The sequence below is a fragment of the Streptomyces sp. NPDC107546 genome (assembly GCF_055639175.1).
Window position 1 is genome coordinate 131237 of the sequence record NZ_JBVKBA010000007.1, and the last position, 15818, is coordinate 147054.

Here is a 15818-nt window from a genome sequence, read left to right on the forward strand (position 1 = left end):
GCTCACCACGTCACGGGAAGGGCCTCGGGGCCGCGGGTCGGCGCGCCCCTGCGGAACGGGACCTCATCGGGCGGCACCGCGAGCCGCAGCCCCGGCACCCGGTCCAAGAGGGCGTCCAGCAGCATCTCGGACGCCAGCCGGGCCGGGATGCCGCCCGGGCAGCGGTGCGGGCCGGAGCCGAACGCCACATGGGGGTTCGGGTAGCGCGCGAAGTCGATCGTCTCCGGGTCCGGGAAGACGCCCGGGTCGCGGTTCGCCGCCGCGTACGACACATACACCGCCTCACCCGTCCGGATCCGTACGCCCCCGACCTCCACGTCCTGCGTCGCGACCCGGGGCGGTCCCACGGCGTTGCGGTGTGGGATGTAGCGCAGCAGTTCGTCGACGGCCTGCGGACGGATCGTCGGCTCGGCCCGCAGGCGTTCGGTCAGATCCGGGCGGGTCAGCAGCAGGTGGAAGATCCGGCCGGTGTGGTCGGTGACCGCCTCCGCGCCGATCTGCAGCAGCACCGCGAGGCCGGCCGCCTCGTCGAGTGCCACCTCACCCAGGCCGACGGCGGCCCCGAGCAGCGAGACGACGTCCTCGCCGATGCCGCTCTCGCGGGCGCCGATCAGGCCGGTGAAATACGCGCTCATCTCGTCCCTGGCCCGCTCGCCGGCCTTCGTGCCCTGGGCGGGGGAGAGGATGAGCCGGGTCCAGGTGCGCATGTCGTGCCGGTCGGCGGCCGGGACCCCCATCAGCTCGCAGATCACGGCGCCGGGGAACGGGCCGAGGACCGCCGCGGTGAGGTCGGCGGGCGGCCCGTCCTGGAGCAGTTCGTCGACCAGTTCGTCGAGCATGCGCCGCGCCGTCTCGCGCACCCGCTCGACGCCGCGCGCCGTGAGGGCCGCGGCGACCGAGCGGCGCGGCCGGGCAGGGTCGGACGGGTTCGGGAAGGCGACCGCGTCCCGCTGCGCGACGACGTGCGGGGCGAGCCGGGCCGGCCGACCGTCCCTGACCGGCTCATGGCCGAACCGGGGGTCGTTCGTGACCGCACGCACATCGTCGTAGCGGGTCACGAGCCAGGCCCAGCCCTCGCCGTCGGGCCGCCCGACCCGGATGACCGGGCCTTCGCGCACCAGCTCGGCCAGGTCCGGGTCGAAGTCCGGGCCGGGCGGGTGGAGGGCGGGCCAGGGGCGGACCGGCGGCAGGCTCCCGCCGCTCGTCCCCCCGGCCGCGGCGCGCCGCCTGTCGTCCGTGTCGGTGGTCATCTCATTTCTTCCCGTTCCCGGAGATGTGCCAGCGGCCCAGCGCCATCTCCGCCGTGATGCCCGGTCCGAAACCGGCGAGCAGCCCGCGCGCCGCGTGTTCGGCACCGCCCGACTCGAACAGCCTGCGCAGCGCGTCCAGGACGACGGCGCTCGCGATGTTGCCGTACTCGGTGAGCGTGGCCCGGCTGAACCGGAACGCCTCCGACGGCACGTGCAGGAACTTGCTCAGGTCGTCCAGGATGCGCGGGCCGCCCGCGTGGACGATGTAGAAGTCCAGCTCGGAGGCGTCCCAGCCGTGCTGCCTGGCCAGTCCGTCGAGCGCCGGGGCGAGCGGTTCCATCGTGGTGGGCACCCGCTTGTCCAGCAGGAAGTGGAATCCGGTGGCCCGGACGTCGTACGCGATCCACTCCTCGGTCTTCGGGATCAGGTACGAGGCGTTGCGCTCCAGCTTCACGCCGGTGCCGCCCTGGCCGCGCACGACCGCCGCCGCGATGCCGTCGCCGAACAGGCCGTTGGACAGCAGGGAGCCGACGCCCAGGTCGGTGGGCTGGTAGCACAGCGAGCAGAACTCGCAGGCCACGATCAGTGCGTTGGCGTCGGGGTAGGCCGTGCAGAAGTCGTGCGCCCGGTTGATGGCCGCGCCGCCTGCGGCGCAGCCCAACTGGGCTATGGGTATCTGCCGGGTGTCGGTGCTGAAGCCCATCGAGTTGATCAGCCACGCGGTCAGCGAGGGCATCATGAACCCGGTGCACGACACGTAGATGATCACGTCGATGTCGGTGGTGAGCAGTTCGGCGTCGTCCAGCGCCTGCTGCACCACCGCGGGCACGCGGGCCTTCGCCTCGGCCTCGTAGATGTTGTTGCGCTCCTCGAAGCCCGGGTGCTTCAGGGTCTCCTCGATGGGCTGCACGATGTGCCGGGTCTTGACCCCGGTGTTCGCGATGAGCCGCAGCGCAAGAGGGAGTTGGGGGTGGTCCGGGTGGCGGGAGCGCGCCAGGTCCAACGTCTCCTCCATCGTGATCACGTGTTCCGGGACAGAAACCGCGGGCTTGCACAGAGTCGCCATGGAGCGCGCCTTCTTTCGCCTTGGCGGAGGACTCCTCGTCCCCCGGCGGAAGGGGATTCGTCACCCGTACGCGGGTGGTCCACCCACGATCACCCGGCACAGCGGGGATATCTCGCGGTGCTACTCCGATCCAGTGGTGGACGTACAGTGACGATGTAAGTGCGCAGAGTGACAGACCGTGGTCCGAGGAGGAGCGTCATGACACGTACGGCCGGGGAACTGCTGGAGACGGCCACTGAGAGGCTCGCCCCCGATCCGCACGCCAACCGGCTGCTTCCGCTGATCGCCCGCGGGGCGGCCCGGCCCGCGACGCTCGCCGCCCTGGCCGCCGAACAGCGGGATGTGATCGCCTCCGACCGCCGTGCCTTCCAGCACCTCGCCGAGCGCAGCCGGGACCAGCCGGCGTGCGCGGACTTCTTCACCGCGCTCGCCGAGGCCGAGGCCGTGGCCCAGGATCGTCTGGGCGCGTACGCCGCCGCCTGCCAGGAGGCGAAGCCGGCCGGGTACGAGCCGATGGCGGACTGCCAGGGGTATGCCGCCTACGTGGCCTGGCTGGCCCTGAACGGGGAACCGGCCGACGTCGTCCTGGCCCTGAGCGCCAACTTCGCGACCTGGGGCGACTACTGCGCCAGAATCGCGCAGGCGCTACGCAGCTACTACGGCTTCACCGACGAGGCCTGCGCCTTCTTCGACCTCTTCGCGCAGCCGTCCCCGGACCTGGACCGGAAGGCGAGCGCTGCGATCCAGGAGGGCCTTGACACCGCCAGCCTGAACGAGGAGCGCGCCCACCGCTACGGCCGCCTTCTCCAGTACCACGAGACCAGTTTCTGGCACGCGCTGTGGGAACTGGACGGCAAGGGCTGACCGCAGTGGCCCCAGGCAGCCCTACGAACCACTGCTGTGCGCGATGCACGCGACGTCGATCCGGTCCGCGAGCTTCGCCAGCTCGATGGCCAACTCGGCCACCGTGTCCTCGTCCAACCCCTGCTCCCCCTCCTCCACAAGCCGCACCCATCGACCGCCCAGCCTGCGCAGCAACTTGCTCACATCGGCGGCAGCCACCTGCAAGGTCCCGCGGTCGTCGACGATCAGAGGCAGGGTCACTTCGCGGTTCACAGAGGCGATCGTAACCGCGCGACGCTCACACCCCGTGCCACACCGTGGTGATGTTGCAGAACTCGCGGATTCCGTGCTCGGCCAGCTCGCGCCCGTAACCGGAGCGCTTGGCCCCGCCGAACGGGAACGCCGGGTGGGACGCCGTCATCCCGTTGACGTAGACCCCGCCGGCCTCCAGGTCCTGCACGAAACGGTCGACTTCGACCTCGTTGCGGGTCCAGACGTTCGAACTCAGTCCGAACGGTGAGTCGTTCGCGATTGCCACCGCCTCGTCCAGGTCCGTGGCCCGGTACAGCGTGGCCACCGGGCCGAACGCCTCCTCGTGGTGGATCCGCATCTGCGGGGTGATGTCGGCGAGGACGGTCGGCGGGTAGTACCAGCCGGGCCGGTCGGGCCGCTCGCCGCCGCACAGCACCGTCGCACCCGCCTCCACCGCGTCGTCGACGAGTTCCTCGAGGTCGGTGCGGCCCCGCTCGCTGTACAGCGGCCCGACCTCGGTCTCCTCGTCCATCGGGTCGCCGACCTTGAGCGCCTGCATCCCGGCCGTGAACCGCTCGGCGAACGCGTCGAACACGTCCGAGTGCACAATGAACCGCTTGGCGGCGATGCAGGACTGCCCGGTGTTCTGCACCCTGGCCGTCACCGCGACCTGCGCGGCCCGGTCAAGGTCCGCGGACGGCATGACGATGTACGGGTCGCTGCCGCCCAGTTCCAGCACCGTCTTCTTGATCTCGTCCCCGGCGACCGAGGCGACGGAGCGGCCCGCCGGCTCGCTGCCGGTGAGCGTGGCCGCCTTCACCCGCGGGTCGCGCAGTACCTTCTCGACCTCACCGGAGCCGATCAGCAGGGTCTGGAAGCAGCCCTCGGGGAAGCCCGCCCGGCGGAACAGGTCCTCCAGGTAGAGGGCGGTCTGCGGGACGTTGGAGGCGTGCTTGAGCAGGCCCACGTTGCCCGCCATCAGCGCGGGCGCGGCGAACCGGATCACCTGCCACAGCGGGAAGTTCCACGGCATCACGGCGAGCACCGGGCCGAGCGGCCGGTAGCGCACGATCACCCGGGAGGCGCCCGAGTCCTTCACGTCGACGTCGGCGGGCTCCTCGTCGGCGAGCAGCTCCTCGGCACGCTCGGCGTACCAGCGCATCGCCTTGGCGCACTTGGCGGCCTCGGCGCGGGCCTGCTTGACCGGCTTGCCCATCTCGGTGGTGATCACCCGGGCGATGTCCTGCTGGCCCTCATCCAGCAGGTCGGCCGCCTTGCGCATGAGCAGCGCCCGCTCGGCGAACGTCGTGGTGCGATGGGTGCGGAACGCGGCCTCGGCGGCGGCGAGCCTGCGCTCGATCTCCTCCGCGCCCAGGGCGTCGTACGTCTTGAGCGTCTCGCCGGTCGCCGGGTTGACGGTGGCGATGGGCATGGCTGACCTCCTGGAAAGGCTTGCTTCGACCTTCCCGCGCGGCGGTGGCGGCCGCAACGCGGGCGGCGTTGTCCCGGTGTCGCTCAGACACCGCCCAGGCCCGAGTGCTCCGCGAGCCGGTCCAGAAACGCCCTCTGGGCGCTCACGATCACCTCCCTGGCCCGGTCGAGGCCGAACCACGCCACCCGGTCCACCTCGGGGAACTCCTCAAGGCGTCCCGACTTCGGCGGCCACTCCATCGTGAAGGTGCCCGGCTCGACGGCCGCCGGGTCGAGATCGGCCTCGACCGCCCAGGCCGTGACGGTCTTGCCGCCGCTCTGCCGCACCTCGCCGAGCGGGACGGCCCCGCCGTCGGGCGGTGGCAGCCCCAGCTCCTCCCGGAACTCACGGCGGGCCGCGTCCCAGGAAGCCTCGTCGGGGTCGTACTCGCCCTTGGGCACGGTCCACGCGCCGACCTCGCGGCGCGCGAAGAACGGGCCGCCCATATGGGCCAGCAGGACCTCCGGACCGTGGTCGGTGCGCCGGAACAGCAGCAGACCCGCGCTGCGCCTGCTCCCCCCGCTCACGACGCCACCTCGGGGTGGGCGGCCAGCAGCGTCGCCACGGTGTCGGCCTCCTCGGGGCGCTTGTCCTCCCGGTAGCGCACCACCCGGGCGAAGCGCAGGGTGACGCCGGCCGGATAGCGGGTGGAGCGCTGCAGCCCGTCGTAGGCGATCTCGACCACGAGTTCGGGCCGTACCTTCACCACCCAGCCGTTGTCCTCGACGGCCAGTTCCTTCAGCCGCTCGGTCTGCCAGGCGAGCATCGCGTCCGTCATGCCCTTGAACGTCTTGCCGAGCATCGCGAAGGAGCCGTCGGGGCTGCGGGCGCCGAGGTGGAGGTTGGACAGCCTGCCGGTGCGGCGACCGTGGCCCCACTCGGCGGCCAGCACCACCAGGTCGAGGGTGTGCACCGGTTTCACCTTGAGCCAGGACGCGCCGCGCCGGCCCGCGTTGTAAGGGGCGTCGAGCGCCTTGACCACCACGCCCTCGTGGCCGCGCTTCAGTGTCTCGGTGAGGAAGGTCTCCGCGGCGGCGACGTCCTCGGGGTCCCCGGGGTCGTGCACGAGCGTGCGCCGCACCCGCATGGGTTCCGGGACCAGCCGGGCCAGCTCGGTGTGGCGGTCCGTGAACGGCAGGTCCAGCAGGTCCCGGCCGTCCACGGACAGCGCGTCGAAGAAGACAGGGGAGACGGGGACGGACGCGGCGGCCGTCGCCACGTCCACCCGGGAGCCGACACGCCCTGAGGTCTCCTGGAACGAGCGCGGCCTGCCGTCCTCGTCCAGGGCGATGACCTCGCCGTCCAGGATGAACCGCTCGCCGCGCAACTCAAGGGCGGCCGAAGTGATCTCCGGCAGCCGGTCGGTGATGTCGTCCAGGGTCCGGGTGTGGATGCGCACCTCGTCGCCGTCCCGGTGGACCTGGACACGGATGCCGTCGAGCTTCTCCTCGACGGCGCACGCACCCAGCTTCCGGACGGCCTCGGCGACCGAGGACGCGGTCTGTGCCAGCATCGGCAGCACCGGGCGGCCGACCGTGAGCCGGAACGCCTCCAGGGCCGCCGGGCCATCGGCGAGCAGGGCCCGCGCCACGGTCTGCAGCGATCCGGCGAGCATGACGGCCCGCCGTACGTCCGCCGCATCGGCGCCCGTCGCCCCGGCCAGCCCCTCCACGGCGTGGGCGTCCAGCGCCCCCTGCCGCACCTCCCCGGTGAGCAGTCCGAACAGGAACCGCTGTTCCTCGGCGGTGGCCGCCGCCAGCAACGCGCCGACCAGCCTCCTGCGTTCCGCCTGCGAGCCGGTGCCGGTGACCGAGCCGATCCGCGTCAGCCGGGCGTCCACGTCCCGCACGGTGAGCGTGGCCTCCTCGGCCGGCGGTACGCCCTGGTCGAGGAGCTTCCAGCCGATGCCGAGCCTTCCCTGGGGCAGGCGTCCGGCCAGATACGGGATGACGATCGGCACGTCGTCCGCGTCGGAGGCCCGGAACAGCTCGGCGAGCAGCGCGATCTTCCGGGACCGTGCCGACGTGGCGGCGACCTCCTGGGACACACGGGCGAGCCGGCTCAGCAGCATGCAGTCATGGTGCACCGGAGGCGGCCTGCCTACACCCCGACGGCCGCGTCCAGATCGGCCATCAGCAGCTCCGCGTTGATCGCGGCCCCCGCCCGGTGACCGCGGCTCGCCGCGTTCACCACCTGCTCCGCGAAGCCGATGGCATTGCCCGCCGCCCACAGCCCTGGCACGGTGGTCAGACCTCGCTCGTCGACCACGGGGTACGTGCCGAAAGGGGTCTCTCGCAGCTCGGCGCCCAGCCGCTCGAACAGCCCGGTGCGGGGCAGGGCGCGGGGCGCGAGGAAAAGAACCGAACAGCCGTGGACCGTGTCATCCGCGAGCCGGATTCCGGCGAGCCGGTCGCCGTCGACCACCAGCCCCGCGACCTGCCCGGACACCACGGCAACGCCGGCCGCGGCAAGCCGGCGCAGGTCGCGGTCCGTCAGCTCCTCCTCGGGGACCGTGTGCAGGAACAAGGTCACGTCCTTCGACCACTGGGAGACAAGCAGCGACTGGTGCACGCTCAGCGGCGTCGTCGCCAGCACGCCGAAGGCCCGGTCGCGCACCTCCCAGCCGTGGCAGTACGGGCAGTGCAGCACATCCCGCCCGAAGCGCTCGGCCACACCGGGCACGTCGGGCAGCTCGTCCCGCAGGCCTGTGGCCAGCACCAGCTGCCGGGCCTGTACGGTCCGCCCGCCTGCGAGCGTCACGGCGAACTCCCCGTCCGCACCCCGGGCCGCGTCCACCGCCAGGTCCCGGACCAGCTCGACGCCGTATCGCGCGATCTCCTTCCGGCCGGCGGCCAGGAAGTCCGCCGGCGGCATGCCGTCCCGAGACAGATACCCGTGCATGTGCGCGGCGGGCGCGTTGCGCGGCTCGCCCGCGTCCACGACGAGCGTGCGGCGCCGCGCCCGCCCCAGGACCAGCGCCGCCGACAGCCCGGCCGCGCCACCACCGACGACGACCACCTCGTACTTCTCGGTCATGGTGACCACCTCCGCACCCGAAGGTCGCCCACACGCTGCCGCATTGACAAACATGTTTGCCGAAAGTGCAATACGACCATGAGTACGGACGACGTTCTGGCAGGCGTGGGCCCGAGGCTGCGACGGATCCGCAAGGAACGGGAGGTGACGCTCGCGGCGCTGTCGGAGGCCACCGGCATCTCCGTCAGCACCCTCTCCCGACTGGAGTCGGGCCTGCGCAGACCCAGCCTCGAACTGCTGCTGCCGATCGCTCAGGCCCACCAGGTAGCGCTGGACGAACTGGTGGGTGCGCCGCCGGTGGGGGACCCGCGGGTGCGCGCCGAGCCGATCGTCCGGGGTGGCCGCACCCACTGGCCACTGACCCGGCAGCCCGGCGGCCTCCAGGCGTTCAAGGTCCTCGAACCGCAGCGCAATCCGGCACCGGATCCGCGGACGCACGAGGGCTACGAGTGGCTGTACGTGCTGTCCGGAAAGCTGCGGCTGGTGCTGGGTGAGCACGACGTGGTGCTGACCGCGGGGGAGGCGGCGGAGTTCGACACGCGGGTGCCGCACTGGTTCGGGTCGACGGGGGAGGGGCCGGTGGAGTTCCTCAGCCTGTTCGGGCCGCAAGGAGAGCGGATGCACGTACGGGCGCGGCCCGCCCGTCCGTGACGCATCCGACTGTTCCCTCATGGGCAAGCGACCGCTTAGTATGCGGTGAGCCCGGTCGGACAGAGCAGTCGGTGGAGGCCCCGCATGCAGGCATGGCAAGTGCACGAGAACGGTGAGCCGAGTGAGGTGATGCGCCTCGCGGAGGTGGAGCGGCCCACGCCCGGTGACGGCCAGGTCCTGTTGAAGGTACGGGCCGCCAACGTCAACTTCCCGGACGCGCTGCTGTGCCGCGGGCAGTACCAGGTCCGGCCGCCGCTGCCGTTCACGCCGGGCGTGGAGATCTGCGGCGAGACCGAGGACGGGCGCCGCGTGATCGCCAACCCGGCGCTGCCGTACGGCGGCTTCGCCGAGTACGCGCTCGCGGACGCCGCGGCCCTGCTGCCCGCCCCGGACTCCCTCGACGACGCCGAGGCCGCCGCCCTGCACATCGGCTACCAGACGGGCTGGTTCGGTCTGCACCGCCGGGCCGGCCTGGAAGCCGGCGAGACGCTGCTCGTCCACGCTGCCGCAGGAGGGGTCGGCAGCGCGGCCGTGCAGCTCGGCAAGGCGGCCGGTGCGAGGGTCATCGGCGTCGTCGGGGGCGCGGACAAGGCGGCCGTCGCCCGGGAGCTGGGCTGTGACGTGGTGATCGACCGGCGCGCCGAGGACGTCGTCGCCGCGGTGAAGGAGGCCACCGGCGGCCGGGGCGCCGACGTGATCTACGACCCGGTGGGCGGGGAGGCGTACGCACAGTCCGCGAAGGTCGTCGCCTTCGAGGGCCGGATCGTCGTCGTGGGCTTCGCCAGCGGTTCCATCCCCAGCCCGGGGCTGAACCACGCACTTGTCAAGAACTACTCGATCCTCGGCCTGCACTGGGGCCTTTACAACACCAAGAACCCGAAGCTGGTCCAGCACTGCCACCAGCAGCTCACCGAGCTGGCCGCCCGCGGCGCCATCAGGCCCCTGGTGAGCGAGCGTGTCCCGCTGAGCGGTGCCGCGACCGCCGTGCAGCGCGTGGCCGACGGCGTGACGACCGGCCGGGTCGCCGTCGTCCTGGAGAACGGAGCTGCCGCATGACCGACGCCGCCGAACTGCGCCGCCGTACGCAGGAGTTGCTCGCTGCCCACCCGCCGGCGACCACCGACCGCCTCGAGTTCCTCAGGGCCCGCTTCGACGCCGGACTCGCCTGGGTGCACTACCCGGAGGGCCTCGGCGGCCTCGGCGCCACCCGCTCCCTCCAGGCCGTCGTGGACGCCGAGTTGGAGGCAGCCGGCGCCCCCGACAACGACCCCCGTCGCATCGGCATCGGGCTCGGCATGGCCGCGCCGACGATCCTGCGCTACGGCACCGAGGAGCAGAAGCGGCGCTACCTCAGGCCGCTGTGGACGGGCGAGGAGGTGTGGTGCCAGCTGTTCAGCGAGCCCGGCGCAGGATCGGACCTCGCCGCCCTCGGTACGCGGGCCGTCCGGGACGGCGAGGACTGGGTCGTGGGCGGTCAGAAGGTGTGGACGTCCAGCGCCCACATCGCCCGCTGGGCCATCCTCATCGCCCGCACGGACCCGGACGTGCCCAAGCACCAGGGCATCACCTACTTCATCTGCGACATGACCGACCCCGGCGTCGAGGTCCGGCCGCTGCGCCAGATCACCGGTGAGGCCGAGTTCAACGAGGTCTTCCTCACCGGGGTCCGCATCCCCGACGCCCGCCGCCTCGGCGAGGTCGGAGACGGCTGGCGGGTCGCGCAGACCACGTTGATGAACGAGCGGGTGTCCATCGGGGGGATGCGCATCCCACGCGAGGGCGGCATGATCGGTCCGGTCGCGAGGACCTGGCGCGAGCGCCCCGAACTGCGCACCCACGACCTGCACCAGCGGCTGCTGAGGCTGTGGGTCGAGGCCGAGGTCGTCCGGCTCACCGGCGAACGGCTGCGCCAGCAGCTCGCCGTGGGCCAGCCCGGCCCCGAGGGCTCCGGCATGAAGCTCGCCTTCGCCCGCCTCAACCAGGAGATCAGCGGCCTGGAGGTCGAGCTGCGCGGCGAGGAGGGCCTGTTGTACGACGACTGGACCCTTCGCCGGCCCGAACTCGTCGACTTCACCGGCCGTGACGCCGGCTACCGCTACCTCCGCTCCAAGGGAAACAGCATCGAGGGCGGGACCAGCGAGGTCCTGCTGAACATCGTCGGCGAGCGCGTCCTGGGCCTGCCCGCCGAGCCGCGCACCGACAAGGACGTCGCATGGAAGGACCTGGCCCGATGAGCGCGACGAGCACACAGCCCGATCTGCTCTACTCGGAGGAGGAAGAGGCGCTGCGCTCCGCCGTCCGCGACCTCCTCACGGACCACTGCGACCCCGCGGGAGTGATCGCGCGCATCGAGTCGGACGCCCCGCACGACCGCTCGCTGTGGCAGGCACTCGCGGACGGCATGGGTCTCGCCGGTCTCCTGGTCCCGGAGTCCCTGGGCGGCCATGGCGCCTCGCACCGCGAAGCCGCCGTGGTCCTGGAGGAGTTGGGGCGCGCGGTCGCCCCGGTGCCGTACCTGACGAGCGCGGTGGTGGCGACCGAGGCCCTGCTCGCCTGCGACAGCGACGAGGCCGCCAAGCTGCTGACGGAGCTGGCGTCCGGGCGGACCGTGGGCGCGCTCGCGGTGGGGCTGGCCGCCGGGCCCGGCGGCGCCCACGGCGTCGTACGACACGAAAACGGCGCGCTGCACGGGGAACTGAGTGCCGTCGCGGACGCGGCCGCAGCCGATGTGCTGCTGGTTCCGGCGGACGACTTCGGTCTGTACGCCGTCGACGCGGCCGCCGTCACGATCACCCCGCAGGTTGCCCTCGACCTCACCCGCCCGCCGGCCACGGTCGCCCTCGACGGCGCGCCCGGGCGCCTGCTCACCACGGACGCCGGACCGGCCGTACGACGAGCCCTGCGGGTCGGCGCGGGACTGCTCGCCTCCGAGCAACTCGGCGTCGCCGACTGGTGCCTGACCGAGACCGTGCGCTATCTGAAGGAGCGCAAGCAGTTCAACCGGCCCGTCGGTGGCTTCCAGGCGCTCAAGCACCGGCTCGCACAGCTGTGGCTGGAGATCGCGGGTCTGCGGGCCGCCGCCCGCCACGCGGCCGACGCGCTCGCCGCGGGCAGCGAGGACACGGACATCGCGGTCGCCGTCGCCGAGGCGTACGCGGCACCCGTCGCCGTCCGTGCCGCCGAGGAGGCCCTGCAACTGCACGGCGGGATCGGCATGACCTGGGAGCACCCGGTCCACCTGTATCTGAAGCGGGCCAAGGCGGATTCGATCGCCTACGGCACGGCGGGCGCCCACCTCGAGGCGCTGGCCGACCTGGTCGACCTCCAGGCCCCCTGATGTGACGCCCGGGAGAAGCCCGCCCTGCCCGGGGCGGGCTTCTCCGTGTGCGCCCGGCGAGTCGACACGGAGACCTCGTGGGCCTCGAGGCATACCTCGACGCCCACGAACGGTCCTAGAACCACACGTTCGGCGGACACGTCAGCCGCCCGGATGAACCCTCCGCTACGCCACACTTGCGGCCGAAAGCCGCGAAGTGGCGTGGCGGAGGAGGATGATGATGGCCGTTTCCATCTCGATGGTGCTGCTGCTCCTGATCATTGCGGTGATCTTCCTGCGCAACGGGGCGATGAAGATCTCGCACGCGCTGGTCTGCATCCTGCTCGGCTTCTTCCTGGCCAGCACGAGCATGGCCCCCACCATCCACCAGGGGCTCGCGACGACCGCGCAGATCGTCAGCAGCCTGCGCCCCTGACGCTCAGGAACTGAACACCCCGATCCCGTCCGGGACGGGGCGTTCGACCCCTCCACTGGGGTGGTTGCGCACGCTCACCGCGCCCGTGTCCGACGACCGGGTGACCAGGGTCGTGGAGCCGCCGCCGTCGAGGTCGAAGCCGTCCGTGGCACCCAGCCACCGCAACGTCCGGGCGACTTCCGAGACGGTCAGGCCGCTGCGATAGGCGGCCGAGCCGTCCAGGGCGAGCAGCAGCAGGCGGCGGCCGCCGTCCTCGATGCCCACCGCGGTGCGCACGGCGGATGTCGTGCCGTCGAGGCCGGCCAGTGGCGTGCCGTGCCGCAGCACCGGGAAGCCGCCGACGGCGAAGCGGTACGGAACCCCGGACGCGGCCGCCACCAGCCGGTGCCGCACCTGAACCTTCTCCCCCTTGAAGAGCTTGCGCAGTTGCTGCGCCCCCGCTTCACGGCCCACCAGGACCGTGCTGCCTGCCGCGATGGGGCCGCTGCCCGGATGATCGGCCGTGGCGGCCACCCGGCCGCCCTGGACGGTCACCTCGTACGAGTCCGCGCTGCACGGCCCACCCCGGTCGGAGTCGGTCCCGCAGATGGCGCGCAGCCGCGAGACGCTGCCCCAGTCCGAGGTGTACGCCCCGATCGACCCCTCAGGCAGCGCGTACTGGTTGAGCCCGCGCAGCGGCAGTTGCTCGCCCGGTGTGGTCACGGAGCCGTCGAGGGTCAGCCGGTCGAGGCGCGCGGTACGGTCCGTGCCCACACCGAGCACGTCCTCGGTGCTCGTGCCGGGCGGCAGGGCCGGCCCGAAGCGCTGCCCGCGCGGCACGGCGGCCTTGAGCGGGTGCCCGCCCGCGACGGCCGGGCCCACGGCCGAGCCGGTCGCCGGGACCCACGGATGCTGGGTCTCGGTGATGTTGAAGAAGTCGCCGTTGATGCCCGCCACCGCACGCTGTGCGCCGACGAGTTGCGAGACGGTGGCGCGGGCGGCCACGGCCCGCGGATGCAGCAGGTCGACCCGTACCCGCGGATCGCGCAGGTCCACGGTGACGAGGTGCGCGCGCGTCACCCCGTGGGCCGCGGAGATGTCGAACTCGCTGTACTGGACACCCGGCGCGATCCTCCGCGCGCCCGGCGCGGCACTGGCCGGTGCGGCCCCCGCGAGGGCGGCACCGGCCAGTGCGCTCCATGCCAGCAAAGCCGTCAGTACGGTTCTGAACCGTCTGTCGCGACGCGTCACAGCTCCCCCTGATGTCTCGTCAACTTGCGCAGGACTCGGGGGAAGTGCACCAGACGGTGGTGTCCCGCGCGGTGCTCAGGCGTCGACGACGCGGGAACGGATGAGAAAACGCACTCCTTCGGGTGCTTCCAGGGAGAAGCCGCTGCCACGGCCCGGCACCACGTCCACGATCAGCCGGGTGTGGCTCCACGCCTTGTACTGGCTCCTGGACATCCAGAAACCGACCGGTTCGCCGACCCCGTCGACCTCCAGTTCCGCGAGCAGCACGTCCGAGCCGCCGGTGCGGAACTCGCCCTCCGGGTAGCACATGGGCGCGCTGCCGTCGCAGCAGCCGCCGGACTGGTGGAACATCAGTGGCCCGTGGACCTCCCGCAACCGCCGCACCAGCTCGGCGGCCGCGGGGGTCAGCTCCACGCGCGGAATCATGTCCATGGTCACGCCACGATCCCAGCACGGGACACGTTGCAACGACGTTGCGGTCAGCCCCGGTAACCGCGCAGCTTGCGGTAGAGCGTCGCGCGGCCGATGCCGAGCGCCGCCGCCGTACGCGCCTTGTTGCCGCCGTGGCGGCGCAGTGCCTCCAGGATCGTGGTGCGCTCGGCGTGCTCCATCGGGCTGAGCGGGCGGACCGCGGGTCCGTCGCGCACGGGATCCGGCAGCTCGGCCCGGCGGACCGGCCCGGACGCCCGGCGGTGCTCCGCCAACGCTCGTACGACATGCGCGAGTTCGGTCACGTTCCCGGGCCACGGATACCGCTCCAGGGCGCGCAGGGCGTCCAGTGCCCAGGTCAACGGCGGCCGGCCGGGTGCGGGCCGCGGGGCCAGCACCGGCAGCAACTCCCTTATGTCCTCGGGGCGCTCGCGCAGCGCGGGCAGGGTGACCGAACGGGCGGCCAGCGTGTCGAGGAGCCGCTGGAGACACGGGCCGGGCGGCGCGCCGGGCGTGTAGGTGACCAGCAGCGGTGCCTCGGGGTGCGCGTCGAGCAGGGTGTTGAGTGCGGCCACACCGGACTGGGCGAGCCGTTCGGCGTGGCGGAGCAGGAGAGGACGGCCCCGGGCCAGCTCGGCGAGCGCGCGGTCGAGTTCCCCGTTCTCCGCCGCGTCGACCACCCGTGCGGCGCGCTCGCCCAGCAGCTCCCGGGCGAGCGCGGTCTTCCCCGTGCCGCGCTCACCGGTCAGCAGCAGCGGCTCCCGGGAGCGGGCCAGCTCGACGGCGCGCCCCGCGGCATGGCGCCAGGGGACCGAGCGGCCGACCAGGGCGACGGCCGGGCGCGGCACCGGCGGTGGGGTGTCGGCCAGCGGCTCCAGTACGGCCACGATGCCGATGGCCGCGCCGTCCCGGCGTACCGGAGTGATCCGCGCGGTGCACCCCGTGCCCTCGGGCAGGACGGCCTCGGCGGGCAGGTCCTCCTGGTGCCGTGCCGCCACCGCCGTACGCTCCAGGGCGTGAAGGGACTCCGGCGCCAGCATGCGTTCCGCCGCCGCGCTGACCAGGCGGCTGAGACCGTCCAGCGCGGCCACCGCGGCCTCCGGCCGGCGCGCCGCCCGCAGATAGGCGTCCAGCAGGACCCGCTCGGGGGGCCGTGCCCGGGCGAGCAGTTCGGCCTCCACCGCCGCGGCGGCCGCCTCCGCGAGCGCCGCGCCCGGGTGCGGCGGACACCCGGCGCACAGCTGTGACGCCACGGTCACCGTGCCGAGCGTCTGCCCGGTCCAGGGCGCCGACACCGGGACGCTGACCGCCGACACGTCCTGCCACCGGTCGAGGAAGTGCTCCGGCCCGTGCACCTCGGCCCGGCGCCGAGTACGCAGGGCGAGCGCCGCGCTGTTGTGGCCGACCGCCCGCTCCGACAGATCCGGCCAGGGATCGAGCCCGACCACGCTCCCGGCCGTCCACAGCACCCGCAGCCGCTCGTCGGTGAGGACGAGGACCGACCGTCCTCGGCCGAGCGCCGGGGCGATCCGTCCGAGCACGGGCCGGGCCGCCTCCAGCAGCGCAGACTCCACCGGATGCACCGGATCGGCGGACGGCTCCTTCAAGTCGTGTGGCACCCCGAAGAACCTCGCACGCCGCCAGGCGGCGACGACCTCCTCCGGTACGCCGTCGGGCAGCGGACGCCCCGACAGGAACCGCTCGCGTGCCAGACGCAGCGGGTCGAGCGCGGGGCGTGCGGGGGAGTCCTCTGTGGTGGTCACAACGCCACCACCGTAGCGGGTCGGTTGAAGACGCAACAACCGCCCCCTCCTCACGAGGGACGGGCGCAATGTCTC

General features: G+C 72.7%; 16 protein-coding genes. 6 read left to right on the plus strand and 10 right to left on the minus strand.

All coding sequences use genetic code 11. The features are described 5' to 3' along the window. Positions 1-2: 2 nt before the first annotated feature. Complete coding sequence (locus ACZ7L1_RS12765) at positions 3-1250, minus strand: cytochrome P450 (protein WP_471436616.1); 1248 nt, start codon at positions 1248-1250, stop codon at positions 3-5. 1 nt (position 1251) lies between these two features. Next, entirely contained in the window at positions 1252-2373 is a 1122-nt protein-coding gene (locus ACZ7L1_RS12770) for a type III polyketide synthase (protein ID WP_471436937.1), read from the minus strand. Positions 2374-2514: 141 nt separating this feature from the next. On the opposite strand from ACZ7L1_RS12770, the gene ACZ7L1_RS12775 reads away from it, so the two are divergent. Further along, positions 2515-3180 (plus strand): transcriptional regulator, encoded by a 666-nt coding sequence (locus ACZ7L1_RS12775; protein WP_471436618.1) that lies wholly within the window; start codon positions 2515-2517, stop codon positions 3178-3180. Between the two features lie 21 nt (positions 3181-3201). Here ACZ7L1_RS12775 and ACZ7L1_RS12780 read toward each other — a convergent pair whose 3' ends face one another. The 5 genes from ACZ7L1_RS12780 to ACZ7L1_RS12800 all read right to left on the minus strand — a co-directional run bounded on the left by ACZ7L1_RS12780 (position 3202) and on the right by ACZ7L1_RS12800 (position 7918). Beyond that, positions 3202-3432 carry a DUF6213 family protein gene (locus ACZ7L1_RS12780; protein WP_471436620.1) on the minus strand — a complete coding sequence of 77 codons (231 nt, stop codon included), beginning with the start codon at positions 3430-3432 and terminating at the stop codon, positions 3202-3204. A gap of 25 nt (positions 3433-3457) precedes the next feature. Beyond that, the gene (locus ACZ7L1_RS12785) at positions 3458-4843 is read right to left on the minus strand and encodes an NADP-dependent succinic semialdehyde dehydrogenase (protein ID WP_471436622.1); all 1386 of its coding nucleotides are present in this window, start codon (positions 4841-4843) and stop codon (positions 3458-3460) included. A gap of 83 nt (positions 4844-4926) precedes the next feature. After that, positions 4927-5409, minus strand: coding sequence for an NUDIX hydrolase (locus tag ACZ7L1_RS12790; RefSeq protein ID WP_471436624.1), 483 nt, complete (start codon positions 5407-5409; stop codon positions 4927-4929). After that, positions 5406-6953, minus strand: coding sequence for an ATP-dependent DNA ligase (locus ACZ7L1_RS12795; RefSeq protein WP_471436626.1), 1548 nt, complete (start codon positions 6951-6953; stop codon positions 5406-5408). Before ACZ7L1_RS12795 ends, ACZ7L1_RS12790 begins: the two co-directional genes overlap by 4 nt. 29 nt (positions 6954-6982) lie before the next feature. Continuing rightward, complete coding sequence (locus ACZ7L1_RS12800; protein ID WP_471436628.1) at positions 6983-7918, minus strand: NAD(P)/FAD-dependent oxidoreductase; 936 nt, start codon at positions 7916-7918, stop codon at positions 6983-6985. A 78-nt stretch (positions 7919-7996) separates the two neighbouring features. On the opposite strand from ACZ7L1_RS12800, the gene ACZ7L1_RS12805 reads away from it, so the two are divergent. The 5 genes from ACZ7L1_RS12805 to ACZ7L1_RS12825 all read left to right on the plus strand — a co-directional run bounded on the left by ACZ7L1_RS12805 (position 7997) and on the right by ACZ7L1_RS12825 (position 12321). Then, a complete protein-coding gene (locus ACZ7L1_RS12805; RefSeq protein WP_471436630.1) occupies positions 7997-8569 on the plus strand; it encodes a helix-turn-helix domain-containing protein in 573 nt (190 codons plus the stop codon). Positions 8570-8653: 84 nt separating this feature from the next. Next, positions 8654-9625, plus strand: a complete 972-nt coding sequence (locus tag ACZ7L1_RS12810; protein ID WP_471436631.1) for an NADPH:quinone oxidoreductase family protein — start codon at positions 8654-8656, stop codon at positions 9623-9625. Continuing rightward, positions 9622-10803: an acyl-CoA dehydrogenase family protein gene (locus ACZ7L1_RS12815; protein WP_471436633.1), complete on the plus strand. Its 1182-nt coding sequence runs from the start codon at positions 9622-9624 to the stop codon at positions 10801-10803. Before ACZ7L1_RS12810 ends, ACZ7L1_RS12815 begins: the two co-directional genes overlap by 4 nt. Then, complete coding sequence (locus ACZ7L1_RS12820; protein WP_471436635.1) at positions 10800-11906, plus strand: acyl-CoA dehydrogenase family protein; 1107 nt, start codon at positions 10800-10802, stop codon at positions 11904-11906. Before ACZ7L1_RS12815 ends, ACZ7L1_RS12820 begins: the two co-directional genes overlap by 4 nt. A 220-nt stretch (positions 11907-12126) precedes the next feature. Then, positions 12127-12321 (plus strand): hypothetical protein, encoded by a 195-nt coding sequence (locus ACZ7L1_RS12825; protein ID WP_471436637.1) that lies wholly within the window; start codon positions 12127-12129, stop codon positions 12319-12321. A 3-nt stretch (positions 12322-12324) separates the two neighbouring features. Here ACZ7L1_RS12825 and ACZ7L1_RS12830 read toward each other — a convergent pair whose 3' ends face one another. The 3 genes from ACZ7L1_RS12830 to ACZ7L1_RS12840 form a co-directional block, all read right to left on the minus strand. After that, on the minus strand, positions 12325-13551 hold the full coding sequence (locus ACZ7L1_RS12830) for a phosphodiester glycosidase family protein (protein ID WP_471436639.1): 1227 nt from the start codon (positions 13549-13551) through the stop codon (positions 12325-12327). A gap of 75 nt (positions 13552-13626) precedes the next feature. After that, positions 13627-13983 carry a DUF779 domain-containing protein gene (locus tag ACZ7L1_RS12835; RefSeq protein ID WP_471436938.1) on the minus strand — a complete coding sequence of 119 codons (357 nt, stop codon included), beginning with the start codon at positions 13981-13983 and terminating at the stop codon, positions 13627-13629. Positions 13984-14030: 47 nt separating this feature from the next. Further along, complete coding sequence (locus tag ACZ7L1_RS12840) at positions 14031-15743, minus strand: helix-turn-helix domain-containing protein (protein WP_471436641.1); 1713 nt, start codon at positions 15741-15743, stop codon at positions 14031-14033. Between the last annotated feature and the right edge of the window lie 75 nt (positions 15744-15818).

What these genes read in the sequence shown, in the direction of transcription:
- ACZ7L1_RS12800 (WP_471436628.1), bottom strand. Translation starts at nt 7,918, where the DNA reads ATGACCGAGAAGTACGAGGTGGTCGTCGTCGGTGGTGGCGCGGCCGGG.
- ACZ7L1_RS12815 (WP_471436633.1), top strand. Translation starts at nt 9,622, where the DNA reads ATGACCGACGCCGCCGAACTGCGCCGCCGTACGCAGGAGTTGCTCGCT.
- ACZ7L1_RS12785 (WP_471436622.1), bottom strand. Translation starts at nt 4,843, where the DNA reads ATGCCCATCGCCACCGTCAACCCGGCGACCGGCGAGACGCTCAAGACG.
- ACZ7L1_RS12810 (WP_471436631.1), top strand. Translation starts at nt 8,654, where the DNA reads ATGCAGGCATGGCAAGTGCACGAGAACGGTGAGCCGAGTGAGGTGATG.
- ACZ7L1_RS12805 (WP_471436630.1), top strand. Translation starts at nt 7,997, where the DNA reads ATGAGTACGGACGACGTTCTGGCAGGCGTGGGCCCGAGGCTGCGACGG.
- ACZ7L1_RS12795 (WP_471436626.1), bottom strand. Translation starts at nt 6,953, where the DNA reads ATGCTGCTGAGCCGGCTCGCCCGTGTGTCCCAGGAGGTCGCCGCCACG.
- ACZ7L1_RS12820 (WP_471436635.1), top strand. Translation starts at nt 10,800, where the DNA reads ATGAGCGCGACGAGCACACAGCCCGATCTGCTCTACTCGGAGGAGGAA.
- ACZ7L1_RS12765 (WP_471436616.1), bottom strand. Translation starts at nt 1,250, where the DNA reads ATGACCACCGACACGGACGACAGGCGGCGCGCCGCGGCCGGGGGGACG.
- ACZ7L1_RS12775 (WP_471436618.1), top strand. Translation starts at nt 2,515, where the DNA reads ATGACACGTACGGCCGGGGAACTGCTGGAGACGGCCACTGAGAGGCTC.
- ACZ7L1_RS12835 (WP_471436938.1), bottom strand. Translation starts at nt 13,983, where the DNA reads ATGGACATGATTCCGCGCGTGGAGCTGACCCCCGCGGCCGCCGAGCTG.
- ACZ7L1_RS12825 (WP_471436637.1), top strand. Translation starts at nt 12,127, where the DNA reads ATGGCCGTTTCCATCTCGATGGTGCTGCTGCTCCTGATCATTGCGGTG.